The sequence below is a fragment of the Citrobacter sp. ABFQG genome (genome assembly GCF_004322975.1).
GTDB lineage: Bacteria > Pseudomonadota > Gammaproteobacteria > Enterobacterales > Enterobacteriaceae > Citrobacter > Citrobacter freundii.
In genome coordinates, this window is record NZ_CP036435.1 from 4,081,548 (window position 1) to 4,105,002 (window position 23,455).

Below are 23,455 nucleotides of genomic sequence, written 5' to 3' on the forward strand. Positions count from 1 at the left end.
TTCGCACCTGTTTGAGAACGAGAGTTAACCGGGCAAGTGTGCCATAATCTCGCCGCCAGGCATACTGCGAGACCTGGTCAGCACAGATTTAAGGAACAGAGATGATGCAGCCCATTTCAGGTACGCCCGCACGCCCTCCCGGCGAAGGCCAAAATGCCCCTTCCGCTGCGGGTGAACAACCGTTATCCACGCAACAACGTACTGTGTTGGAACGACTAATTACCCGTTTGATTTCACTCACCCAGCAGCAAAGTGCTGAGGTGTGGGCCGGAATGAAGCACGATCTGGGCGTCAAAAGTGATACTCCGCTGCAGTCACGTCACTTTCCAGCCGCTGAGCAAAACCTTAACCAACGGCTGGGAGTTGCTCAGCAAAATCATGTTAATCGTCAGGTGCTTTCGCAGCTCACTGAATTACTGAGCCAGGGAAATAATCGCCAGGCGGTGAGTGATTTTATCCGTCAGCAGTATGGGCAAACGGCGCTCAGTCAGCTCACCCCTGAGCAGTTGAAAAACGTGCTCACGCTGCTGCAACAAGGGCAGCTGTCGATACCACAGCCGCAGCAGCGCCCGGCAACCGATCGCCCGTTGCTCCCCGCAGAGCACAATACGCTGAACCAGTTAGTTACCAAACTGGCGGCGGCCACGGGAGAATCCGGGAAGATGATCTGGCAGTCGATGCTGGAGTTGTCTGGCGTAAAAAGCGGTGAGCTGATCCCTGCCAAACAGTTTACGCACCTGGTCACCTGGCTGCAGGCGCGCCAGACGCTCAGCCTGCAAAGCGCCCCGACGCTACAAACGCTCCAGGCTGCGCTGAAGCTGCCATTAGAGCCGAATGAGCTGACAGCAATAAAAGAGTACGCGCAGCAGACGTATCAGATCCAACCACAATCGATTCTGACCACGGTGCAGGTGCAGGACTTGCTCAATCAAATTTTCCTGCGTCGCGTGGAACGAGAACGCGAGCTCAGCGATCCGCGTCATCTGCAGCCCATTTACAGCCCGTTCGCGCCGATGATTGAAACGGTTAAATCTCTGTCGGCACGACCGGGACTGTTGTTTGTTGCATTGATGATTGCGTTAGCCATTTTCTGGCTGGTCGCTTAACCTTTACGCAGCGTAAGCAACGTTACAATAATCCCCACCACGGCGGATATCGCCCCGGCAAGGAACACTGAGGGATAACCGTACGCGGTGGCCAGCACCCCGGCGACCGGCCCGCTTATGCCGTAGGAGATATCCTGAAATGCGGCGTACCCGCCCAGCGCCGTACCGCGAACCTGCGCGGGTACTCGCTTCACCACCTCGACGCCCAAGGCCGGGAAGATAAGCGAACACCCGGCCCCGGTTAATGCCGCTCCAAGCAGTGCAACCCAGGCTGTTGGGGCCTGCCACAGCAGAATCAGTCCTGCGGTTTCCACCAGCAAAGAGACAACGGCAACCTTCACGCCGCCGAACCGGTCCGGCATCCAGCCAAACAGAATGCGCATCAGCACAAACGCCCCGCCAAACGCGGTCAGGGTGAACCCCGCCATCGTCCAGCCGTTGCTGACAAAATAGAGTGAAATAAACGTACCGATCACCGCAAAGCCAACGCCCTGCAGCGCAAGGCCCAGGCCCGGTTTCCAGATAAGCCCTACCACGCTCCATAACGAAGGGCGTTCTCCTGCATGTGCAGGCACTTTACGTACGGTGCCATTGAATGCCCATGCCAGCAGCGGTAATACCATCGTGGTTCCCGCCAGCGCCGCGAAGCCAAAGTGGCTGTGGATCAGAAGGCCCAACGGTGCACCGGCGGCCAGCGCGCCGTAAATCGCCATTCCGTTCCATGACATCACCTTACCGGAGCGTGTTGGGCCGACCAGCCCCAGCCCCCAGGTCAGCGTTCCGGTGAGCAGTTGGCTTTCGCCAAAACCGAGGATCAAACGACCGACGATTAGCAACGCAAATTTTACGGGAACAGAAACGGGCAATAGCGCGGCTAACAGCCACGCCGCACCCGCCAGCCCACAGGCAAACATCCCCTGCAGCGCCGAGCGTTTGGCACCATATTGATCGGCTAACCGCCCGGCGTAGCCGCGTGTTAATACCGTCGCCAGAAACTGTACGCCGACGGCGATGCCGACCATGGTATTGCCATAGCCCAGTTCCTGGTGCACAAACAGAGGAATGACGGGCAAAGGTAAACCGACCGTCATATAGGTCAGGAAAACCGCAAAAGCGATGCGAAACAGCGAAAAGTTCGCCGAAGGTGTTTTTTCTTGTTGGGTTACAGCTGTCATGCGTTACTCCAAAATGCAGAGTAAGGCGAGGAATGCCCACGCCCCCTCTACCTGACTATCAGGATTAAGGTGCGTTGGATAACGTTAAACGCTTACGCATTATCAAGAGGATAATGTTGAAGCTGGAGTCTGCCTGTAAACCAGAGCGGTTGTCAACGATATAAAAAAGGGAGCCATCAGGCTCCCCTCTTGCACAATCTTTCAGTCTTACGCTTACAGCTTACGCATAACCAGCGTAGCGTTGGTGCCGCCAAAACCGAAGCTGTTAGACATAACAGTCGTCAGCGCCTGCTCGGTCGGTTTGGTCACGATGTTCAGACCTGCCGCCTGCTCGTCCAGCTCTTCAATGTTGATGCTTGGCGCGATAAAACCGTGTTCCAGCATCAGCAGAGAGTAGATAGCTTCCTGAACGCCAGCCGCACCCAGTGAGTGACCGGTCATGGCTTTGGTTGCGGAGATTGCCGGGCTGTTGTCGCCAAACACTTCACGAATCGCACCCAGCTCTTTCACGTCGCCTACCGGAGTAGAGGTACCGTGGGAGTTCAGGTAGTCGATCGGCGTGTCTACGCCGTGCATCGCCATCTGCATGCAACGTACTGCGCCTTCGCCAGACGGAGCAACCATGTCTGCGCCATCGGACGTTGCGCCATAACCGACGATTTCCGCATAGATGTGCGCGCCACGTGCCAGAGCGTGTTCCAGCTCTTCGACCACGACCATACCGCCGCCGCCAGCAATAACGAAACCGTCACGGTGTGCGTCATAGGTACGGGAAGCTTTGGATGGATCGTCGTTATATTTGGTAGACAGCGCGCCCATGGCGTCGAATTCACACGCCATTTCCCAGCACAGCTCTTCGCCGCCGCCAGCGAAAACGATGTCTTGTTTGCCCAGCTGAATTTGTTCTACTGCGTTGCCGATACAGTGCGCAGATGTCGCACAGGCAGAGCTGATAGAGTAGTTTACGCCGTGGATTTTGAACGGCGTTGCGAGGCAGGCAGAAACGCCGGACGCCATCGCTTTGGTGACCACATACGGGCCAACCGCTTTCAGGCCACGCGGGCTACGCATTGCGTCAGCACCGAACACCTGAAAACGCGGGGAGCCGCCGCCGGAACCTGCAATCAGGCCAACGCGCGGGTTGTTCTGGTAATCTTCTGCTGCAAGGCCGGCATCAGCCACTGCCTGTTCCATAGAAAGGAATGCATAGATGGATGCGTCGCTCATGAAGCGCACTACTTTGCGGTCAATGAGGCCAGTGGTATCCAGTTTTACGTTGCCCCAAACGTGGCTACGCATGCCGGAGTCCTTCAGCTCCTGAGAGAAAGTGATCCCTGAACGTCCTTCACGCAGAGATGCCAGGACTTCCTGCTGGTTATTACCGATGCTGGAAACGATGCCCAAGCCAGTAATCACTGCACGTTTCATTCAATACCTCTGTAAGTCGCACTATTTTAAAGTTTCGAGTGGCACAATAGCGTACACTTGTACGCCGAACAAGTCCGATCAGCCATTTAATGTGGAAATTTGCGCAGCCAGGCACTCATCGCTAAGATCGGGGCACAGCCTGCCAGACGAGTAACTTACGTGAAACAATACGCTATACAACCTGCCAACCTTGAATTCAACGCTGAGGGTACACCTGTTTCCCGAGATTTTGACGATGTCTATTTTTCTAATGATAACGGGCTGGAAGAGACACGTTACGTCTTTCTCGGCGGGAATCATCTCGCCCAGCGATTCCCTGCGCATTCACGTCCCCTCTTCGTGGTGGCCGAAAGCGGGTTTGGCACCGGACTTAACTTCCTGACACTCTGGCAGGCGTTTGCCGAATTCCTCGATACCCACCCTGACGCTACCCTGGAAAGATTACATTTCATCAGTTTTGAAAAATTTCCGCTGACGCGTGAAGATCTGACCTTAGCCCATCAGCACTGGCCAGAACTTGCCCCGTGGGCCACGGCGCTGCAAGAGCAATGGCCGCTGCCGCTGGCGGGATGCCATCGCCTGCTCCTTGATGAAGGACGCGTCACGCTGGATCTGTGGTTTGGCGATATTAACGAACTGACCAGCAAGCTGGATGACTCCCTGAATCAAAAAGTGGATGCCTGGTTTCTGGACGGTTTCGCGCCGGCAAAAAATCCGGATATGTGGACGCCAACGCTGTTTAACGCAATGGCCCGTCTGGCTCGCCCCGGCGGCACGCTGGCGACCTTCACCTCAGCAGGCTTTGTGCGTCGGGGATTGCAGGAAGCCGGGTTTACGATGCAAAAATGCAAAGGCTTTGGTCGCAAACGAGAAATGCTTTGTGGCGTAATGGATAAGACGCTGGCGCTCCCCTCCTCGGCACCCTGGTTTGCACGTACCGGAACAGATAAACGCGAAGCCGCCATTATTGGCGGGGGGATTGCCAGCGCATTGCTGTCGTTGGCGTTACTGCGCCGCGGCTGGCAGGTCACGCTCTATTGCGCCGACGATAACCCAGCCGGGGGTGCATCCGGCAATCGCCAGGGCGCTCTTTATCCGCTACTGAGCAAACATGACGCGGCCATTAATCTCTTTTTCCCCACCGCGTTTACCTTCGCCCGCCGGCTGTATGACGCCCTCCCCGTTGAGTTCGCGCATGACTGGTGCGGCGTGACGCAACTGGCGTGGGATGAGAAAAGCCAGCAAAAAATCGACCAAATGTTGTCCCTTGAATTGCCCGATGCGCTCGCCGTCGGAGTTGACGCAGAGCAGGTTTTACAAACGACCGGCGTAAAAACCGGATGCGGCGGGATTCAGTACCCCGCCGGAGGATGGCTGTGTCCAGCACAGTTAACCGCCGCCGTATTCGACTATGCCGCAACGCTGGGATTACGCACCCGGTATCAACATACGCTGGCCTCACTGTCTCGACAGACAGAAAACTGGAAATTGGCGTTTGCCAGTGGATCAACCGCCACTCACGCTGCGGTAGTGCTGGCTAACGGGCATCGCATTAACAGCGTTGAACAGACGCAGTCGCTACCGGTGTACTCCGTAGGCGGTCAGGTGAGTCACATTCCTACTACGCCTTCGCTTTTAGCGCTGCGTCAGGTGCTGTGCTATGACGGCTACCTCACGCCGCACAACCCGCAAAATCAGCAGCACTGCATTGGCGCCAGTTATCATCGCGGAAGTGAAGAAACGGTGTATCGTGCTGACGATCAGCAGCAAAACCGTCAGCGCTTAATAGATTGTTTCCCGAATGCCGCGTGGGCAAAAGAAGTAGACGTTAGTGGCAATGCCGCCCGTTGTGGAGTGCGCTGCGCCACGCGCGATCACATGCCGATGGTCGGCAACGTCGCGGATTATGACGCCACGCTCAGCCAGTATGCCACTCTTGCCGAAGACAGAGAGCACGCCGTAAACGCCCCGGTTTATTCCGATTTATTTATGTTGGGTGCGCTGGGCTCGCGCGGGCTGTGTACTGCCCCGCTGTGTGCAGAAATTCTGGCATCGCAAATGAGCGATGAACCTATCCCTATGGATGCCAGCACGCTGACTGCGCTGAATCCTAATCGTCTGTGGGTAAGGAAGTTATTGAAGGGTAAAGCGGTGAAATAAGATACCATCTCATCATTGCCTGATGGCGCTACGCTTATCAGGCCAACAACCCCCGTCCACGTAGGCCGGATAAGACGCCTTCGCGTCGCCATCCGGCACAATCCACTGCAATTATTATTGCGTTGCCTTTTGAAATAAAGTGTCCCACATCTCTTTCACTAACGCCTGGTCACGCGGCGAGAGTTCGCCTGCGCTGATGGCTTTTTCCAGGCTGCTGGTCACATTGGCGTACAATGCCTCAGCGGAATGGTCCTCGCCAGCATCCAACTCAGCCACAGCCAGCGTCAGGTGTCCACGCAAATAGCCACTGGCAAACAACTCATCATCGCTGGCGTGCTCTACCATATCGTCGATTAATGCCAGAATGCGTGATTCAAACTCCGCGATCATCTTCTTTCCTCATTGTAAACGTGGCAGCGGCTTCAGTTGAGCGCTTCGGGCCACGGGAATTGTTCCGCCGTAAGTTCAGGCGTGTGATAATAATTCTGTAACGCGTTAATAAAACGCGCCGGACGTTCAGGGATCCCCTTTTCCAGGTACTCCATTACCTGAGCATGAACACGGCGCTGGAATACCACGCGGTCCGGTTCAAAGTCCCCTTCGAGGTTGTCGCAACTGACGTTAAACGGGTACCCCGCCGCCATGCAAAACAACCAGTCAAACGCCTGCGGCTTCACTTCCACATCTTCAAACTGGCATTGTGTCTTCGCGTCGCGTCCGTCCGGGCAGTACCAGTAACCAAAATCGACCAGCTCACGACGAGCTTTACCGGCGATGCACCAGTGTGAAATTTCGTGTAACGCACTGGCGTAATAACCATGCGCAAAAACGATACGGTGATACGGTAATTCCGCATCCGCAGGAAGATAGATCGGTTCGTCGTCGCCTTTAATCAGACGGGTATTAAATTCATCGGCAAAGCAGCCGTTAAAAATCTCAATTAACTGTTCGTAGTGGTGCGTATTATTCATTAATTCATCCCCAGCCAGTGGAGAATCTCCTGTCCATGATTATCATAAAGTAGCTTGGCGCTCATCACGGCGGAGACAATAACGATCATTGGCCGAATGAGTTTTTGTCCTTTGCTGAGCACCAGTCGAGAGCCCATCCGTGCGCCAATAAACTGGCCAATGAGCATCACAAAACCTGTCGCCCAAATCACTTTGCCGCCGAGGGCAAACAACAACAACCCACCGATATTCGATGTGGCATTTAATACTTTGGCGTGGGCCGTCGATTTCGCCAGGTTGTATCCGCACAGCATGACAAAGGCCAGCGCGTAGAACGACCCTGCCGCCGGACCAAAAAAGCCATCGTAAAAACCGACGCAGCCTCCCGCCACCAGCGCGAAAGGTAAACCGTGCAATCGACGCTGTCGGTCCTCTTCCCCCACTTTCGGCATCAACAGAAAGTAAAGGCCAATACAGATAACCAGAACCGGCAGGATCTGGCGCAGAACATCTGACTGCACGTGCTGAACCAATAGCGCCCCGCTCATTGATCCGACAAACGTCATGAAGATATTGAGCTTCTGATCCGCCAGATTAACCACGCCACGACGAATAAAATAGAGGGAGGAAGAGATAGATCCCCCGCAGGCTTGCAACTTATTGGTCGCCAGCGCTTGCGCTGGTGGCATCCCGGCCGCCATCAATGCCGGGATGGTGAGTAGACCACCGCCTCCGGCCAGAGAATCAATAAAACCTGCCAGCATCGCCACAAAAAAAAGCACACCTAACAGCAGTGGCGACACCATAAACAGAGAGGCAAAATGATCCATTAGAGTACATGCTCGTCCAGTAGCGCCTGGCAGGAAGGCGGCAACGGCGGCGGTGTCTTCTTCTCAGGCTTGGTGGTTCCAGGTTTTGGAGGTTCGAACCAGCTTTGCAGCTCTGCGCCACAGCCGTCACCCGGTGGCGGTAACGGTTGATCTTCGCACTCAAGGCTGTCGGCAGGGCAACGTAACCGCACGTGCATATGCGCACGATGCTGGAACCATGGCCGCACTTTACGCAACCAGTCCCTGTCGGTCCCTGCATCCAGACAAAGTTGTTGCTTAATCGCCGGATTCACGAAAATACGCGTTACTTCATTATCTTTTGCAGCCAGCCTTACCAGGCTAAAAATCTCCGGTTTCCACAGTGATGGCACAACACGTTTGCCGTCCTGTGAGACCAGATCTAACGCCTGCGGCCGCAGCAGTTGCGACTGGGTCCAGCGCGTTTTCGGCAGTTGCAGGAAAATATCCACATCCAGTCCCGTCTGGTGGCTGGCGTGACCGCCATTGAATCGCCCACCGGCCGGCATACCCATATCGCCGATTAACACCGTGCCCAGCCCCTGACTATTAGCCTGATTACTCAGACGCTGGATAAACCTCACCAGATCCGGATGGCCAAAGTAACGACGCTGATCGGTGCGCATCACCTGATAATGTTCTGACTGTACAGGCAGCGTATCTGCGCCAACAATACAGCCATTGGAAAACGCGCCGATAGACTGCGCGCTACCCGCAACCGGATGGGTAATTTTCTGCCAGGGCGTCGCCGCTAGACAGGCGGTACTGGCAAACAGAGCCAGCGCCGCAAGTGCCGTTTTTTTCATCTCTTACCAGCGTGGAATATCGGTCTTCACGTCCGCATTTTGCGCCCGCTGACGCAGCAGGTGATCCATCAATACGATCGCCAGCATCGCCTCGGCGATCGGTACGGCGCGGATCCCAACGCACGGATCGTGACGACCTTTAGTGATCATTTCGACTTCTTCACCAAAGCGGTTAATGGTGCGCCCTGGAACGGTAATACTGGACGTCGGTTTCAGCGCCATATGAGCAATGATTTGTTGCCCGCTGCTGATCCCACCCAGAATGCCGCCCGCATGGTTACTCTGGAAACCTTCTTTGGTGATTTCATCTCGGTTCTGGCTGCCACGCAGCGCAACAACGTCAAATCCGTCGCCAATCTCAACGCCCTTAACGGCGTTAATGCTCATCAGCGCATGGGCGATGTCGGAATCCAGGCGGTCGAATACAGGTTCGCCAAGACCCGCAGGCACACCGCTTGCAACAACGGTCACCTTCGCCCCGATGGAATCGCCCTCTTTCTTCAGCCCGCGCATCAGTTCGTCCAGCGCTTCGAGTTTATCCGGGTCCGGACAAAAGAACGGGTTAAGTTCCACCTGGGACCAGTCTTTGATCTCCAAAGGAATATCACCCATCTGCGTCAGGCAACCGCGAATCTCAACGCCGAACTTTTCCGCCAGATATTTTTTGGCAATCGCTCCGGCCGCCACGCGCATCGCTGTTTCACGTGCGGACGAACGCCCGCCACCACGGTAGTCGCGCAGGCCATATTTCTGCTCATAGGTATAGTCGGCGTGTCCTGGACGAAAAACGTCCTTAATCGCGCCGTAATCCTGTGAACGCTGATCGGTATTTTCGATCAGCAGGCCAATGCTGGTGCCAGTGGTAACGCCCTCGAACACCCCGGAGAGGATTTTCACCTGATCCGGCTCACGACGCTGCGTAGTGTAGCGCGATGTGCCTGGACGCCGTCTGTCGAGATCGTGCTGCAGGTCAGCTTCTGTCAGAGAAATGCCCGGCGGAACACCATCGACAATACAACCGAGCGCCAGCCCGTGTGATTCGCCGAAAGTGGTTACGCGAAAGAGTTGCCCAATTGTGTTTCCTGCCATCACGGCTCCGTTATGAGTGTTGTGTATGTGCGCGTGTAATTAGTCTTTATAAATGCTGAAGTGCTCACGAGCAGCAACTAACTGCTCTTTGGTCAGCATGAATACGCCGTCACCGCCGTTGTCGAACTCCAGCCAGGTGAACGGTACATCCGGATATTGCTCTATCAGATGTACCATGCTGTTTCCGACTTCACAAATCAGAATACCGTTATCTGACAGGTAGTCTGGGGCGTTCCCCAGAATGCGGCGGGTAAGTTTCAGCCCATCACTGCCGGACGCCAGACCCAGCTCAGGTTCGTGACGATATTCGTTTGGCAGATCGGACATATCTTCCGCATCGACATACGGCGGGTTGGTCACAATCAGGTCATACTGGACTTTCAGCAGATCGCGGAACAGATCGGAACGGATCGGCGTGACGTGATGGATCAGGCCGTGTTCTTCAATATTGTGTTCGGTCACCGCCAGCGCGTCAGTGGAGATATCCACCGCATCAACTTCGGCTTCCGGGAAGGCATACGCGCAGGCAATGGCAATACAACCGCTGCCGGTACACATATCGAGGATATGCTGCGGCTGCTCATTAATAAGGCCCGCAAAGCGGTTATTGATAAGCTCGCCAATCGGTGAACGCGGAACCAGCACGCGTTCATCAACATAAAACTCATGCCCGCAGAACCAGGCTTTGTTGGTCAGATAAGCAACCGGAATGCGCTCGTTGACGCGGCGAATCACGCGTTCAACAATACGATGACGCTCGCTGGAGGTCAGACGCGCTGTACGCATGTCTTCCGGAATATCCAACGGCAAATAAAGTGACGGCAGCACCAGTTGTACGGCCTCGTCCCATGGGTTATCCGTGCCATGGCCATACCAGATGTTCGCCGCGCTAAAACGGCTGACCGCCCAACGCAACATGTCCTGAATGGTATGCAGTTCACTCACTGCTTCATCGACGAAAATTTTATCCACGTATTCCTCCAGGGCATGCTCGTATTAATTTCGGCGGCTAGTTTGCCACGAAGACGGCGATAAATCAGCATTCACACAGGGCCTGAGCGCGAAAATTGCGTTTTAAGCGATCGGATGCCCGCCGAGTCGGGTTAAACTAATGGAAAATAAAAGTTGAGACTCTCGAATGAAAAAGAAAACATCGCTCAGCGAGGAGGATCAGACGCTGTTTCGCCAGCTGATGACCGGCACGCGTAAAATTAAACAGGACACCATTGTTCACCGACCTCCACGTAAAAAAATTGCCGAGGTTCCGGTTAAAAGACTGCTACAGGAGCAGGCTGATGCCAGCCACTATTTCTCGGATGAGTTTCAGCCGCTGCTGAATACGGACGGCCCGGTAAGATACTTGCGTGCCGACGTCAGCCATTTCGAACTGAAGAAAATGCGCCGTGGCGATTACTCTCCGGAGCTGTTTCTCGATCTGCATGGGCTGACCCAGCAGCAGGCCAAACAAGAGTTAGGCGCGCTGATTGCCGCCTGTCGTCGTGAGCATGTATTTTGCGCCTGCGTGATGCATGGCCACGGAAAACATATTTTGAAACAGCAAACGCCGCTTTGGCTGGCCCAGCATCCGCACGTGATGGCTTTTCATCAGGCACCGAAAGAGTACGGTGGCGACGCCGCGCTGCTGGTGCTAATTGAAGTAGAAGAGTGGCTACCGCCCGAACTTCCGTGATGCAGAAAAACAGAAAGAGCCGCGTTTGCGGCTCTTTGCATTTTCGGATGACGGCTGCGCCTTATCCGATACCAACCTTTTTAAATCGCTTTTGCCATTTTCAGGTTACACGGGCTCATCTGCCAGTTAAAAGTCCCCTTCCCGCTCTCATCAAGCGTTACGCTGGCAATCGCTGATGTGGTAAACATCGGCGGTGTTTCACCTGGGCAAAGCTCAGACACCAGATACCCCACTAAAGGCAAGTGAGAGATAACCAGTGCCGTGGCGATACCTTCATTGGCCAGAGCCTGTAAATAGGCACTGACCAGACCGACATCGCCGCAAGGAGTCAACTCCGGCAAAACATCCACACCGGTTGGCAGGTTCATACACTCCCCCACCACATCCAGCGTTTGTTCGGCTCGTAGGAACGGGCTCACCAGAACACGTTCGATATCCACTTTTTGACCTTTCAGCCAGTTCGCCATCAGGCGAGATTCGTCACAACCACAGGAGGTTAAGGGACGAACCGAATCACTGGCGGCATCGAGGGCCGCGTCGCCGTGACGCATGATAAAAACTTGCATATTGCACCGCTTTTGTTAACCAGAATCACCAATACCTTTATTCACAGCCCCTATTGGCTGTGCTAACGATATGGTGGCCGGCATTGTGCCTTATCCATTCACCGAATGAAACGCTGTTTTTTACCTCAACGGCGTAAGTATAGTCAATCTCTGTTTACATTTTGAGCGCGAGCCATACATTCAGTGCGGATTCATCCTACCTTTGACCTCATGAATTCAGGTCAGTTTCCCCAATATTCCAGAATTTTTCACTGTGTGCCGCCATCTGCAATAACTGTTCACACGGCGCAAACCGCGAGCCGTATTGCGTGGTCAGCCGTTGCAGAGTCGCAACCACTTCTCCCGCGCCGAGTGAATCCATATACCGGAACGGGCCGCCGAGGAATGGCGGAAAACCAATACCAAATACAGCGCCGATGTCGCCATCACGTGCGCTACGGACTATCTTCTCGTCGAAACAACGAGCAGCTTCATTGAGCATTAACATGACGCACCGCTCTGCTACCTGTGCAGCGGTAAGTCGGCCCTGACCCTGAACGCCAATAAGCGTATAAATTGCAGGGTCGACCTGTTTTTTGCTTTTACGCCCTTTCACACCATAAAGATAGAAACCCCGACCATTTTTTCTACCTTTGCGATCGTCATTCAAAATTGAAGCAACAACATTTGCAGGCGCGCTAAAACGTTCTCCATATGCAGCCTCAAGCACTGGTATAATTTTAGTGCCCGTATCAATTCCGACCTCATCCAAAAGTTGGATTGGCCCAACTGGAAAACCAAACTTAACCAGCGCGGCGTCTATGGTTTCGACCCGCTCGCCCTCGGTCAACATACGAATCGCTTCGTTAATGTAAGGCGCTAAAATGCGGTTAACGTAAAAGCCGGCCTTATCTCTGACCACTATCGGCGTTTTGCCCTGTTTTTTCGCTAACTTAACGGTAGTTGCAATCGTCTGCTCGGAGGTCGTGGCATGTGGGATCACTTCGACCAATGGCATTTTTTCCACCGGACTAAAAAAGTGTAAACCAATCACTTGTTCAGGCCTGGTAGCATTCGCGGCAATATCGCCAATGGGCAAAGATGAGGTGTTAGAAGCAAAAACGGTATGAGGTGCGCAATTTTGCTCAACTTCTGCCACCATCCGTTGTTTTAGCGACAGATCTTCAAACACGGCTTCAATAATCAAATCGCGATGCGCAAAGCCACGGTAGTCGATCGATCCCGAAATCAGCGCCAGTTGTTTATCGCGTTCGCTGGCTTTGATATGACGGCGGCGAACCTTCGTTTCAAGCTGATCCCAGCTATACTTCAGCGCATGATTGATTCCCTTAGCATTTATATCTTTGATGCGCACAGGCAAGCCGCCTTTACAGGCCGTCACATAAGCAATACCGCCCCCCATCAGACCGCCGCCCAAAATGCCAACGCTGTCCAGCGGACCGGGCTTCGCATCGCTTCCCGGATCCTTTTTCACGTCGGTGTTGGCAAAAAAGATGTGCCGTAGCGCCTGAGACTGGGATGTCATCGCCAGCTCACCAAACGCACGGGCCTCTGCGTCGTAACCACTACTGCTGCCTTGCGCTAGCCCGGTTTCGATGACCTCAAGGATACGTTCTGTTGCAGGGTAGTTACCTTGCGTTTTTTGCGCCGTCTTTTTACTGGCCATGCGGAACAACAGCGCCCGCCCCAGCGGCCCCGCCAACACTCGCTCTCTCACGGGCAGTGTTCGTTGCGCAGAACTGTCCTTTTTAGCCAGTTCAACGGCCGCTTCCAGCAAAATGGAATGCGGTACAACTTCATCCACTAAACCAACTTTCAGCGCCTGTTTTGCGCGTAATTGTTTTCCGGTGAGGATCATATCCAGTGCGGTACTGACGCCAATCAGGCGCGGCAGCCGCTGCGTACCACCGGAGCCGGGCAACAAGCCAAGTTGTACTTCCGGTAAACCCAGTACGGTTTTAGCATCATCGGTACAAATACGGTTGTGGCACGCCAGCGCCATCTCCAGGCCACCGCCGAGGCATGCACCATGAATCGCGGCGATAACCGGGATCGGTAAAGCATTAATTTCCGCCATCATCTGCTGCCCCTGACGGGCCAGCGTTTCGGCTTCCTGCGCGCTGCGACAGCTACCAATCATGTTGATATCCGCCCCGGCAATGAAGTTATCGGGTTTAGCCGAAATAAACACCACACCACGCAATGCTTTGTTATCGCGGATTTGTTTCAGAATGGCCCGCACCTGAGAAGCAAACTCTGCTTTCAGGGTGTTCATTTTCTCTCCGGGCACATCAATGGTGACAACAGCAACGTTATCCAGACGTACGTTTAGTGTAAAAGCCGATGTCATTTCCATTATTCCGCCTCCAGAACCATTGCCGCACCCAGACCACCAGCTGCACAGGCTGTCACTAAACCAAAACCGCCGCCACGACGACGCAGCTCATGGAGGGTTTGAGTGATCATGCGCGCACCGGTGGCAGCAAAGGGGTGTCCATAGGCAATCGATCCGCCCAGCACGTTAAATTTACTGTCATCAACCTCGCCAGTGGCATGCCTCCTGCCCAGCACGTCGCGGGCAAAACGTTCGCTACCCAACAGCTGAAGATTCGCCAGCGTTTGCGCGGCAAAGGCTTCATGCATATCGATCAGGGTTAAATCTGCCATCGTCAGACCGGCTCTCTCTAGGGCAAGCGGTGTTGACCACGCCGGTCCCAGCAGCATGTCCTGCCAGACATCGATGGCGGTAAAAGCAAAACTACGCAAGTACCCCAGCGGCACCAGCCCCAACTCTTTCGCACGCGACTCCGTCATCATGATCACGGCGGCAGCGCCGTCCGTTAGCGGGGTACTGTTTGCCGCGGTGACGGTGCCGTGCTTGCGGTCAAACGCCGGACGTAGTTTGGCGTAATCGGCCAGCGTAGAGTTACCGCGAATGTTGTTATCTTCTGAAAAAGGATCTTTAAACGGTGGCGCGTAGGTAGTCATTACCTCATCTGCCAGCTTTCCTTCAGCCCATGCCTGAGCGGCACGCTGATGAGAGCGGTGCGCCAGAGCATCCTGCTGCTCTCGGGTAATACCATAGGTTTTGGCCATTTGCTCAGCCGTATCCCCCATACGCAAACCGGTGGAATACTCGGCGACGGCCGGCGGCACAGGCATCAGGTCACGTAAGCGCAATCGGGAAAAGAGTTTAAGGCGTTGACCGGTTGTCCGGGCCTTATTGACATCCACCAGCACCCGCGCCAGCTTTTTACTAACGCCAATAGGCAAGACTGACGAGGAGTCCGCACCACCCGCAATTCCAGCACGAATAGACCCCGCCATCAGGCTTTCCGCGACATTCGCCACCGCCTGGAAACTGGTCGCGCAGGCCCTGCTCACGCTGTATGCATCGGTATGTACATTCATGCCGGTTCCCAGCACAATTTCACGAGCAATATTTGGTGCTTCAGGCATTTGCACCACCTGGCCAAAAACCAGTTGCTCGATCACATCGGCAGGAATTTCGCTGCGCGCCAGCAGCTCACCGACGACCATCTTTCCTAAATCAACGGCGGGAATGCCATGAAACGCGGTAGCCTGACGAGCAAATGGCGTACGCAATCCACTTACAATGGCAATACGGTCGCCCTGGCGGGTAACCAGCGGTAAAGCCTGACTCATAACACTCCCCTGTAAAAAAATAAAATAAGTGGTCTGACCTGATCATAGTCTTAACCAATTTTTTACATTTAGCCAAGCGGGGAGAAAAGAAAGTGGGAGCTAAGACACAGTGAATAATCACTGACAGTTACGAAAAAGCCCTTGCTATCAGATAGCAAGGGCTTTTGCAGAGGGGATTAACGCAGGCCCAGCTGGAAAATCAGCGTTTCAGCTTCACAGGCAAAAACAAAGTCGATATCCAGACGCACACCTTCTGACACTTCAGTAAAGGTCGAAGTGATTTGGCAAGGCTCAGATTCCACGCCACGTGCCTTTTCAGTCAGAGCGGCCAGTGTTTCTTCTGCCTCTGCGCGATTCGCGAACACACGGCTGTAGGACGCGGTGCAATCGGAGTTGTCCATGATGGTGCCAACATCCATACAGCAGCAAACCGGGGTTTCATCAGCACTGCATTTACTCATTGTAGATTTCCTCTGTATTCGCACCTGAGGTGCCAGATAAACGATAGGGATATTTTACGCTCCCATTATTCGCCTCTCCAGTCGTTAATTGTACGAAATGCGATAAGTGACCGAAATCACACTTAAAAATGATCTAAAACAAAAATCGCCCAAACAGGTGAGTGCGCACCTCCGCAATTTTGCCAGCTGGATCGCGTTTCTCTGATCAAATTTGAAAATATTTATAAACATACTTGCAACATTCCAGCTGGTCCGACCTATACTCACGCCACTGGTCTGATTTCTAAGTCGTACCTCAGACCCTACACTTCGCGCTCCTGTTACGGTATGTAACATTGTTTGTATAAAAATAAATCTATGAGGTTATGGTCATGAGCCAGAAAACCCTGTTTACAAAGTCTGCTCTCGCAGTCGCAGTGGCAATTATCTCCACACAGGCCTGGTCTGCAGGCTTTCAGTTAAACGAATTTTCTTCCTCTGGCCTTGGCCGGGCATATTCGGGTGAAGGCGCAATTGCAGATGATGCAGGAAACGCCAGTCGTAACCCGGCACTGATTATGATGTTCGATCGCCCTACTTTCTCAGCAGGTGCGGTGTATATCGATCCAGACGTTAATATTTCCGGTAAATCGCCATACACCGGACGCAGCACTGATGCGGACAACATCGCGCCTACGGCGTGGGTTCCCAATGCTCACTTCGTGATGCCTATCAACGAACAGTTTGGTTGGGGTGCTTCCGTTACCTCAAACTATGGTCTGGCTACCGAATTTAACGACAGCTACATCGTTGGTGAATACGGCGGTAAGACCGACCTTAAAACGGTCAACCTTAACCTGAGCGGCGCCTACCGTCTGAATGATAGCTGGAGCTTCGGTCTCGGTTTTAACGCCGTTTATGCTGATGCAAAAATTGAACGTTATTCTGGTGAGCAAACGGCTGCATTACCGAAGGTCAGCAACAAAATTGCCAGCCTGAAAGGGGACGAATGGGGCTACGGCTGGAACGCCGGGATTTTGTACGAACTGGATAAAAATAACCGTTATGGTTTAACGTACCGTTCTGAAGTTAAAATTGATTTTGATGGCGATTATAAGAGTGGCATCCGTACCCAGGCGAACGCCATACCTGGCGCTGGCACTACATTCCCATGGGGAACGACCAATGCCACCGTCCCGGGTTCTCTGACACTTAACCTGCCTGAAATGTGGGAATTGTCAGGTTATAACCGTATTGCACCACAGTGGGCTATCCACTACAGCATGGCCTATACCAGCTGGAGTCAGTTCCAGGAGCTGAAAGCCACAGGTTCCAATGGACAGACACTGTTCTATAAAGAAGAAGGCTTCAAAGATTCTTACCGCATTGCATTGGGTACAACTTACTATATGGATAAAAGCTGGACGTTCCGTACCGGTATTGCTTATGACGATAGCCCGGTTCCAGCAAGCAAGCGTTCCATCTCCATTCCGGACCAGGATCGTCTGTGGCTGAGTGCGGGTACGACTTACGCATTCAATGATGACGCATCCATTGACGTCGGCGTTTCTTATATGCACGGCCAGAAAGTGACCGTTAAAGAAGGCCCGTATACTTTCGATTCTGAAGGTAAAGCCTGGCTGTTTGGTACAAACTTCAACTACGCATTCTGATTTTCTTCAGACGTAAAAAAGGTGAGCTTTTTCGCTCACCTTTTTATTTGCCCAATTCCTTACTCAGAATCGATCTCTTTTAAATCGTCCTGAATGTCTTTCGCGTTCGGGTTTTCTTCTGGTTTGAGTTTCCCACCATTCGCAATAAAGTCATGACGCTGGAAGTAAGCTTCACGCACCATAATGTAAGGATCGGAAGACTGACGCAGCAGACCGTCAGAATCGAGCAATTGCGCGCGAGTTTCAATCCCTTCAACCGTCCATTTGCCTATCGACAACGGCCAGGTCAGCCAGGACAGTACCGGATACAGGGTATCGACCATATCGCCGCCGTCATCACGCAGTGTGAAACTACCGTAGAACGGAAGCTGCATATACGGCCCGTAACCCACGTCATAGTGGCCTAACGTACTGCCAAAGCGGTGTGGTTCAACGCGCTGCAACTTCGGATTAGCCATACCTGCCACATCGATAAAGCCGCCCATACCTAACAGGGTATTCAGGAAGAAACGGGTAAAGTGCACCATCCCCTGATAAGGATCGCCTTGCAGGAAATAGTTGACCATGACGGCCGGTTCTTCAAGGTTCCCCGTAAAGTTGCTTAAACCATTACGCGCCGGCTGCGGAACATAATCACGCCAGGCCACTGCAACCGGTCGAACAACATAGGGATCCAACACGTTAAAGTTGAAGTTGTACATGGTACGGTTGAACCCTTCAAATGGGTCCGAACGCCCCTGCTGTTCAGTACCGGAGCTCGCACACCCCACCAAAAGTGTGGTTCCCAGCGCAAGCGCCGACAGGCGAAGCTTCATAAGTATCTCCCTGTGTTTTATGGCTATCGCTGATTGCCATCCATGACGGAACGATGACGTATCCGCCTGTTTAGATGTGAGCGATTGTAACAGCACGTCAAATGATGTCTATATACCCTGTCTTACTGATTTGATCATAGCCTGGTAATACGCACTCCGCGGCGGTTCTATTCTAACTAACCCGATAAAAACAAACGTTACTATTTTTGCTATCTCAGACTTTCTCCCGCTGATTTTCAGAGAAAAGCCGCTACGCTTTAGCAATACGTGCTTATTCAGGATTCGGCCATGAATGACATCAAGAAAGATAAGATTGATCGACACAGCGACGAACTCGAAGTGGAAAGCGATGAAAAACTAACAGGGAAAAAGATAGAGCTTGATGAGGACAGACTCCCCTCCCGCGCCATGGCGATCCATGAACATATTCGCCAGGATGGGGAGAAAGAGATGGAGCGCGACGCAATGGCCCTGCTGTGGTCAGCCATCGCAGCCGGACTGTCGATGGGCGCCTCGCTACTGGCTAAAGGGATTTTTCACGTACAGCTGGAAGGTGTGCCAGGGGGATTTTTACTCGAGAACCTCGGTTATACCTTCGGCTTTATTATTGTCATTATGGCCCGCCAACAACTCTTTACCGAAAATACCGTCACCGCCGTACTGCCGGTGATGCAAAACCCTACCCTCGGCAATTTTGGCCTGTTGATGCGCCTGTGGAGCGTGGTACTGCTGGGTAATATTATTGGCACCGGGGTTGCAGCATGGGCGTTTGAACATATGCCGATTTTTGATGAAGAGACCCGCGATGCTTTCGTCAAGATTGGCATGGATGTGATGAAAAACTCTCCTGTGGAGATGTTTTCCAACGCCATCATTTCTGGCTGGTTAATTGCCACCATGGTGTGGATGTTCCCCGCCGCCGGGGCGGCAAAAATTGTGGTCATTATTCTGATGACCTGGCTGATTGCGTTAGGCGATACCACGCATATCGTCGTTGGCTCGGTGGAAATTCTCTATCTGGTCTTTAATGGCACGCTACACTGGAGTGATTTTTTCTGGCCCTTTGCGCTACCAACGCTCGCCGGGAATATCTGTGGCGGAACGTTTATTTTCGCGCTGATGAGCCATGCGCAGATCCGCAATGATATGAGCAACAAACGCAAGGAAGAAGCCCGGTTACAAGCAAAGCGTGATGAGCAAACGCAGAAAAACCAGAAAAAACAGGCCTGAATGGTGACTGTTTGAGCAGTCGGGCGGCCTGAGACTTACCGTTGTGAGTAAAAAACGCTATACTCGTGCCGCTTCGTCCCCTTAGTTAAATGGATATAACGAGCCCCTCCTAAGGGCTAGTTGCAGGTTCGATTCCTGCAGGGGACACCATATATACTTCTCATGTTCATCCATTAATTAGCCAGGCGATAAAACGGCACATTCCTCACTGTTGCAGTAAGATTGTCGGACACCATTGTCTGCTTTGTAGCTATCCGCATCCCTGCTTTTCTCAGCCTCAACACATCAGCGGCAATACGCTGGCTGCCAAACCAGAAAAGCCCGTCCAGTGCAGTGACATCAAGGCCTGATTCAAGTGCCAGCTTCAGACGTTCGCGTGGTGCTTTTACTGTTTTAGCAATCTGCTGAAATGGCGCTTCGCTTGAACCTGCAGGGCTAATGCGCCGGATTCGATGCGACAGGCGGTACTGAAATTCATCCGGTATCCCACCGAGACTCGCTTTCAGGCTGTAAACACAACCAAAGCGTTTGCCGTTAAAGATGACGTTTTTCTGACTAAGCTGCAGCTCTTCACGCACGCTGGCAATCAGTTGCGGGGTACGGAGTAATAACAGGCGGAAAGGCAACTCAAAACTGGTCACGTAGTCCACATTCAATAAAGCAATACGCAGACGCTCTTGCGGTCCCGCCTTCAATTCGCGACATTCAGTAATAACATCAGCCCACTGGCCGGTAAGGCGGGAGCTCTCAGTCGCCTCAGTAAAGCTGTATTTTTCAGTCTCATAATCAATACGTTCAGTCACACGGAATTCCCTTCTGGCCACATCTCGGTATCGGTTGTTCACTTTACCAGCGACAAGATTGCTATGTCAGGAATCTTTGCTTAACCCGCCCAATATTTGCTTCATACCATCACACTAAGATGACGACAACTGACCGATCCGGCGCGTTTACCGGATCGGTACAGCGGCGTCATGTCAGACAACAAAACGATTGACCAGCCCCTTCATGGTGACCGACAGATTGTCCAGCCGCTGGCTGTCGCTCGCGGCCTGAGAAACCAGCGCCGCATTTTGCTGCGTAACCTGCTCCATCGGTCGCAGAGCCTGGTTTATCTGGGTTACCCCTTGCGACTGTTCTGTCGCCACGCGCGCGATATCCGCAATATATTGCTTCATACTGGTGGTATTGTCCGCTGCCGCTTCCAGCGCGGTAGCGGACGCCGTGACCCGCTCAACGCCCTCACTAATTTTAACCATGTTCTGCGCAACCAGCTCGCGGATCTGGTTAGCTTCTTTGGCGCAACGCTGCGAAAGATTCCGCACTTCACTGGCCACAACCGCAAACCCCCTGCCCATCTCTCCTGCCCGCGCAGCTTCCACTGCCGCATTCAGCGCCAGTAAGTTAGTCTGAAACGAGATATCATCAATTGAGGTCACAATATTCGATATTTTCTCACTGGAAGCGCGAATATCCCCCATACTCTGGTTCGCCGCAGTGGCAACGTTACTGGCCTGTCGGACCTCTTTTTCCAGCCTGATTGTCAGATGCTCCGCTTCGCGGGCATTATCCGCTGTTTGCGTAATCGCAGTTGATAGCTGCTCCATACTGGCCACGGCTTGTACTATTGATGCAGCCTGTTCATCTGTACGTTGAGCCAAATCCTGATTTCCCACCGTAATACTGCTGCTGGCATCGGACAAAACCACGGCGCCTTGTTTAATCTCCTGTACGATATGCTGAATACTTTCCAGCATCGTGTTATAGGCACGATTAAGTGAGGAAAGCTCATCTTTACCCGGCGTCGCCAGACGTTGAGTCAGATCGCCATTCATCCCCGCAATCTTGCGCAGCGTGTCGCTGAATTGGCGATGCATATTGATTGCGATGGCTCCAGCGAAGGTCAATGATGCCAGTAGCGCTAACAAGCTGACGACCATATATATTTGCCAGTTTTTTCGTGCATCCTGCGCGAGTTTTTCTGCATTCGCCAACAGAAGATTCGCCGTCACATTTTCTATATGCCGCATCACTTCAATACGCTGGGTTTGTACTTTGAACCAGGTAGTAGGATCGACACCAAATCCACCGTTCTCGACATGATTAAACGCGGTTTCACGAAATGAGAGGGCTTTTGACGCTTCTGCAGATTGTAAGCGATTTTTCAACATGGCCGCCTGTTCAGGCGAGCTCAGGCGCAACGATTGTGCCAGCCAGACGTTCTGTTTACTGACGACATCACTGAGCTGATGTAACTGTCCGTCGGCGAAATGACCGGAGGAAAAGATATTTGATAACAGTGCCCGTTCAATACCCGCTTGTTCTTTCAAATTCAGCAGATTGTAGTAGGCGGCAAATGCGTTTGCCATTTCGCCAGAATCCGTCAACTGCCCCAACTTGCCGACAAAACTCAGCACATCAGCAATGGCGTTGGTGTAAAACTTAACCACATCTGCGGCCGGAAGCCCCAACTGCGTGACATTTTCCCGGATGGTGGCGAGCGAAAGAATGTTTTTCTTAAACGCAGCGACAGAGGTAGCAACATCCCCTTCCGGTAATGCAGTATCGGACAACGAGCGCACGAATACCTCGATCTCGCGATCGGTCAAAGCCCGCTGTGCGTTTAACTCATCTTTGAACGTAGTCCCTGCAGCCCCCAGAAATCCGACACTCATTCCCCGTTCTTTTTGCAGTTCATGCACCACATTTCCAGCACTGCGTGCGAGCGCTGTCAGTTGGGCAATATTCTCCATCTGCCGTTCTGTCTCAATACGCGTCAATATTCCTGAACCTGCAAACCAACACAACGCCAGTAATAGTGGTTGTAGCGCGATTATTAACTTCATTTTCATCGGCATTCGATAAACCCACCACATGCCACTTCCCTCCATTGTCCATATTTTCATTATGGTTATCGGCGTAAAGAAGCGGCTCTTTAAATTTGAGCAATGGGCAACTGTTTGTTTTTTAGATTAAATATTTACCAGGATAACTCTATTTAATTACTTCAATCAGAATAAAACGCTGTCTAATGTGAATCTGCAAACCTATGCTCCATCTTATTAACTTATTCGGCATATTATTTTTTATTAAAAAAATCAGGTAATCATCAACTGATTCAGCAAGGGAGAGAGACTCAGGACAGTGATAGCAGCCGAGATAACAGCCGTGACTACGGCCATCATTCTGGCGTCCCACCGAACGTTAAGGTTATAATCCTTACAATGATTTTTTGGATTAGAAGCGACAATGACAAAACTTACCCTACAAGAACAGATGCTTAAAGCGGGTCTGGTCAGCAGCAAAAAAATGGCGAAAGTGCAGAGAACGGCGAAAAAATCGCGCGTTCAGGCTCGTGAAGCCAGAGAAGCGGTTGAAGAGAATAAAAAAGCGCAGATCGAGCGTGATAAGCAACTCAGCGAACAACAGAAGCAGGCCACGTTGTCTAAAGAGTATAAAGCGCAGATCAAGCAACTAATTGAAATGAATAAAATCACCATTACCCGTGGCGATATTGGTTACAACTTTACTGACAATAATCTGATCAAAAAAGTCTATGTTGATAAGGTGACTCAGTCTCAGTTGATCAAGGGCCGCCTGGCTATTGCCCGTCTGACGGCTGAAAGTGGTAGCGAGAGCGAATACGCCATCATTCCGGCAGTCGTCGCCGACAAGATTGCCCAGCGCGATGCAAGCTATATCGTGCTTAATTGCGAACTGAGCCAGGAAGCTAAGGATGAAGACGATCCGTATGCTGATTTTGTCATTCCTGATGATCTGATGTGGTAAGCAAAACCCCTCAATAATCACCCG

The 23,455-nt window shown here is 52.6% G+C and carries 21 protein-coding genes and 1 tRNA gene; 7 read left to right on the forward strand and 15 right to left on the reverse strand.

Annotated features, from left to right (window positions below):
- The first annotated feature begins 104 nt into the window (after positions 1-104).
- Positions 105-1,106, forward strand: a complete 1,002-nt coding sequence (flk, locus tag WN16_RS20120; RefSeq protein ID WP_003845068.1) for a flagella biosynthesis regulator Flk — start codon at positions 105-107, stop codon at positions 1,104-1,106.
- On the opposite strand, the gene WN16_RS20125 is transcribed toward flk, so the two are convergent.
- Both WN16_RS20125 and fabB read right to left on the reverse strand, forming a co-directional pair.
- Positions 1,103-2,281 (reverse strand): MFS transporter, encoded by a 1,179-nt coding sequence (locus WN16_RS20125; RefSeq protein ID WP_044701208.1) that lies wholly within the window; start codon positions 2,279-2,281, stop codon positions 1,103-1,105. The two genes, flk and WN16_RS20125, sit on opposite strands and share 4 nt — an antisense overlap.
- Positions 2,282-2,494: 213 nt before the next feature.
- Positions 2,495-3,709 carry a beta-ketoacyl-ACP synthase I gene (gene fabB, locus WN16_RS20130; RefSeq protein ID WP_003834815.1) on the reverse strand — a complete coding sequence of 405 codons (1,215 nt, stop codon included), beginning with the start codon at positions 3,707-3,709 and terminating at the stop codon, positions 2,495-2,497.
- A gap of 159 nt (positions 3,710-3,868) precedes the next feature.
- On the opposite strand from fabB, the gene mnmC reads away from it, so the two are divergent.
- Complete coding sequence (gene mnmC / locus WN16_RS20135) at positions 3,869-5,869, forward strand: bifunctional tRNA (5-methylaminomethyl-2-thiouridine)(34)-methyltransferase MnmD/FAD-dependent 5-carboxymethylaminomethyl-2-thiouridine(34) oxidoreductase MnmC (RefSeq protein ID WP_044701211.1); 2,001 nt, start codon at positions 3,869-3,871, stop codon at positions 5,867-5,869.
- A gap of 114 nt (positions 5,870-5,983) precedes the next feature.
- Here the strand turns inward: mnmC and WN16_RS20140 are convergent, their stop codons facing one another.
- From WN16_RS20140 to prmB, 6 genes are read right to left on the reverse strand one after another with little or no spacing between them, the layout of a single operon-like run.
- On the reverse strand, positions 5,984-6,259 hold the full coding sequence (locus WN16_RS20140) for a YfcL family protein (RefSeq protein WP_003028163.1): 276 nt from the start codon (positions 6,257-6,259) through the stop codon (positions 5,984-5,986).
- Positions 6,260-6,291: 32 nt separating this feature from the next.
- Positions 6,292-6,840, reverse strand: a complete 549-nt coding sequence (locus WN16_RS20145; protein ID WP_003834819.1) for an elongation factor P hydroxylase — start codon at positions 6,838-6,840, stop codon at positions 6,292-6,294.
- Entirely contained in the window at positions 6,840-7,649 is an 810-nt protein-coding gene (locus tag WN16_RS20150) for a sulfite exporter TauE/SafE family protein (RefSeq protein ID WP_003028167.1), read from the reverse strand. The genes WN16_RS20145 and WN16_RS20150 overlap by 1 nt, the downstream gene beginning before the upstream one ends.
- The gene (gene mepA, locus WN16_RS20155) at positions 7,649-8,473 is read right to left on the reverse strand and encodes a penicillin-insensitive murein endopeptidase (RefSeq protein WP_003028168.1); all 825 of its coding nucleotides are present in this window, start codon (positions 8,471-8,473) and stop codon (positions 7,649-7,651) included. The genes WN16_RS20150 and mepA overlap by 1 nt, the downstream gene beginning before the upstream one ends.
- A 3-nt stretch (positions 8,474-8,476) precedes the next feature.
- Positions 8,477-9,562, reverse strand: a complete 1,086-nt coding sequence (gene aroC, locus WN16_RS20160; RefSeq protein ID WP_044701213.1) for a chorismate synthase — start codon at positions 9,560-9,562, stop codon at positions 8,477-8,479.
- A 39-nt stretch (positions 9,563-9,601) separates the two neighbouring features.
- A complete protein-coding gene (gene prmB / locus WN16_RS20165; RefSeq protein WP_003028173.1) occupies positions 9,602-10,534 on the reverse strand; it encodes a 50S ribosomal protein L3 N(5)-glutamine methyltransferase in 933 nt (310 codons plus the stop codon).
- A gap of 166 nt (positions 10,535-10,700) precedes the next feature.
- Here prmB and smrB point away from each other — a divergent pair, with 166 nt between their 5' ends.
- Positions 10,701-11,252: an endonuclease SmrB gene (gene smrB, locus WN16_RS20170; RefSeq protein ID WP_003839296.1), complete on the forward strand. Its 552-nt coding sequence runs from the start codon at positions 10,701-10,703 to the stop codon at positions 11,250-11,252.
- A gap of 80 nt (positions 11,253-11,332) precedes the next feature.
- Here the strand turns inward: smrB and sixA are convergent, their stop codons facing one another.
- The 4 genes from sixA to WN16_RS20190 form a co-directional block, all read right to left on the reverse strand.
- Entirely contained in the window at positions 11,333-11,818 is a 486-nt protein-coding gene (gene sixA, locus WN16_RS20175) for a phosphohistidine phosphatase SixA (RefSeq protein WP_003028179.1), read from the reverse strand.
- Positions 11,819-12,026: 208 nt separating this feature from the next.
- The gene (gene fadJ, locus WN16_RS20180) at positions 12,027-14,174 is read right to left on the reverse strand and encodes a fatty acid oxidation complex subunit alpha FadJ (protein WP_044701216.1); all 2,148 of its coding nucleotides are present in this window, start codon (positions 14,172-14,174) and stop codon (positions 12,027-12,029) included.
- Entirely contained in the window at positions 14,174-15,484 is a 1,311-nt protein-coding gene (gene fadI, locus WN16_RS20185) for an acetyl-CoA C-acyltransferase FadI (protein ID WP_016150715.1), read from the reverse strand. Before fadI ends, fadJ begins: the two co-directional genes overlap by 1 nt.
- Before the next feature lie 176 nt (positions 15,485-15,660).
- On the reverse strand, positions 15,661-15,945 hold the full coding sequence (locus WN16_RS20190) for a YfcZ/YiiS family protein (RefSeq protein ID WP_003028186.1): 285 nt from the start codon (positions 15,943-15,945) through the stop codon (positions 15,661-15,663).
- 371 nt (positions 15,946-16,316) lie between these two features.
- On the opposite strand from WN16_RS20190, the gene fadL reads away from it, so the two are divergent.
- On the forward strand, positions 16,317-17,597 hold the full coding sequence (gene fadL, locus WN16_RS20195) for a long-chain fatty acid transporter FadL (RefSeq protein ID WP_003845058.1): 1,281 nt from the start codon (positions 16,317-16,319) through the stop codon (positions 17,595-17,597).
- Between the two features lie 59 nt (positions 17,598-17,656).
- Here the strand turns inward: fadL and mlaA are convergent, their stop codons facing one another.
- On the reverse strand, positions 17,657-18,412 hold the full coding sequence (mlaA, locus tag WN16_RS20200) for a phospholipid-binding lipoprotein MlaA (protein WP_003028190.1): 756 nt from the start codon (positions 18,410-18,412) through the stop codon (positions 17,657-17,659).
- Between the two features lie 288 nt (positions 18,413-18,700).
- On the opposite strand from mlaA, the gene WN16_RS20205 reads away from it, so the two are divergent.
- Together WN16_RS20205 and WN16_RS20210 are read left to right on the forward strand one after the other, a co-directional pair.
- On the forward strand, positions 18,701-19,642 hold the full coding sequence (locus WN16_RS20205; RefSeq protein ID WP_003839292.1) for a formate/nitrite transporter family protein: 942 nt from the start codon (positions 18,701-18,703) through the stop codon (positions 19,640-19,642).
- A gap of 75 nt (positions 19,643-19,717) precedes the next feature.
- Positions 19,718-19,792: transfer RNA gene (locus WN16_RS20210), tRNA-Arg, on the forward strand.
- Positions 19,793-19,815: 23 nt separating this feature from the next.
- On the opposite strand, the gene WN16_RS20215 is transcribed toward WN16_RS20210, so the two are convergent.
- Together WN16_RS20215 and WN16_RS20220 are read right to left on the reverse strand one after the other, a co-directional pair.
- Positions 19,816-20,445, reverse strand: coding sequence for a DNA-binding protein (locus tag WN16_RS20215; RefSeq protein WP_044701716.1), 630 nt, complete (start codon positions 20,443-20,445; stop codon positions 19,816-19,818).
- A gap of 174 nt (positions 20,446-20,619) precedes the next feature.
- Positions 20,620-22,518 (reverse strand): methyl-accepting chemotaxis protein, encoded by a 1,899-nt coding sequence (locus WN16_RS20220; RefSeq protein WP_044701718.1) that lies wholly within the window; start codon positions 22,516-22,518, stop codon positions 20,620-20,622.
- A gap of 373 nt (positions 22,519-22,891) precedes the next feature.
- Between WN16_RS20220 and WN16_RS20225 the strand changes: the two genes are divergently transcribed.
- On the forward strand, positions 22,892-23,431 hold the full coding sequence (locus WN16_RS20225) for a DUF2058 domain-containing protein (RefSeq protein WP_003839289.1): 540 nt from the start codon (positions 22,892-22,894) through the stop codon (positions 23,429-23,431).
- Positions 23,432-23,455: the final 24 nt, after the last annotated feature.

What these genes read in the sequence shown, in the direction of transcription:
- flk (WP_003845068.1), top strand. Translation starts at nt 105, where the DNA reads ATGCAGCCCATTTCAGGTACGCCCGCACGCCCTCCCGGCGAAGGCCAA.
- WN16_RS20125 (WP_044701208.1), bottom strand. Translation starts at nt 2,281, where the DNA reads ATGACAGCTGTAACCCAACAAGAAAAAACACCTTCGGCGAACTTTTCG.
- fabB (WP_003834815.1), bottom strand. Translation starts at nt 3,709, where the DNA reads ATGAAACGTGCAGTGATTACTGGCTTGGGCATCGTTTCCAGCATCGGT.
- WN16_RS20140 (WP_003028163.1), bottom strand. Translation starts at nt 6,259, where the DNA reads ATGATCGCGGAGTTTGAATCACGCATTCTGGCATTAATCGACGATATG.
- WN16_RS20145 (WP_003834819.1), bottom strand. Translation starts at nt 6,840, where the DNA reads ATGAATAATACGCACCACTACGAACAGTTAATTGAGATTTTTAACGGC.
- WN16_RS20150 (WP_003028167.1), bottom strand. Translation starts at nt 7,649, where the DNA reads ATGGATCATTTTGCCTCTCTGTTTATGGTGTCGCCACTGCTGTTAGGT.
- mepA (WP_003028168.1), bottom strand. Translation starts at nt 8,473, where the DNA reads ATGAAAAAAACGGCACTTGCGGCGCTGGCTCTGTTTGCCAGTACCGCC.
- aroC (WP_044701213.1), bottom strand. Translation starts at nt 9,562, where the DNA reads ATGGCAGGAAACACAATTGGGCAACTCTTTCGCGTAACCACTTTCGGC.
- smrB (WP_003839296.1), top strand. Translation starts at nt 10,701, where the DNA reads ATGAAAAAGAAAACATCGCTCAGCGAGGAGGATCAGACGCTGTTTCGC.
- sixA (WP_003028179.1), bottom strand. Translation starts at nt 11,818, where the DNA reads ATGCAAGTTTTTATCATGCGTCACGGCGACGCGGCCCTCGATGCCGCC.
- fadJ (WP_044701216.1), bottom strand. Translation starts at nt 14,174, where the DNA reads ATGGAAATGACATCGGCTTTTACACTAAACGTACGTCTGGATAACGTT.
- fadI (WP_016150715.1), bottom strand. Translation starts at nt 15,484, where the DNA reads ATGAGTCAGGCTTTACCGCTGGTTACCCGCCAGGGCGACCGTATTGCC.
- WN16_RS20190 (WP_003028186.1), bottom strand. Translation starts at nt 15,945, where the DNA reads ATGAGTAAATGCAGTGCTGATGAAACCCCGGTTTGCTGCTGTATGGAT.
- fadL (WP_003845058.1), top strand. Translation starts at nt 16,317, where the DNA reads ATGAGCCAGAAAACCCTGTTTACAAAGTCTGCTCTCGCAGTCGCAGTG.
- mlaA (WP_003028190.1), bottom strand. Translation starts at nt 18,412, where the DNA reads ATGAAGCTTCGCCTGTCGGCGCTTGCGCTGGGAACCACACTTTTGGTG.
- WN16_RS20205 (WP_003839292.1), top strand. Translation starts at nt 18,701, where the DNA reads ATGAATGACATCAAGAAAGATAAGATTGATCGACACAGCGACGAACTC.
- WN16_RS20220 (WP_044701718.1), bottom strand. Translation starts at nt 22,518, where the DNA reads ATGTGGTGGGTTTATCGAATGCCGATGAAAATGAAGTTAATAATCGCG.
- WN16_RS20225 (WP_003839289.1), top strand. Translation starts at nt 22,892, where the DNA reads ATGACAAAACTTACCCTACAAGAACAGATGCTTAAAGCGGGTCTGGTC.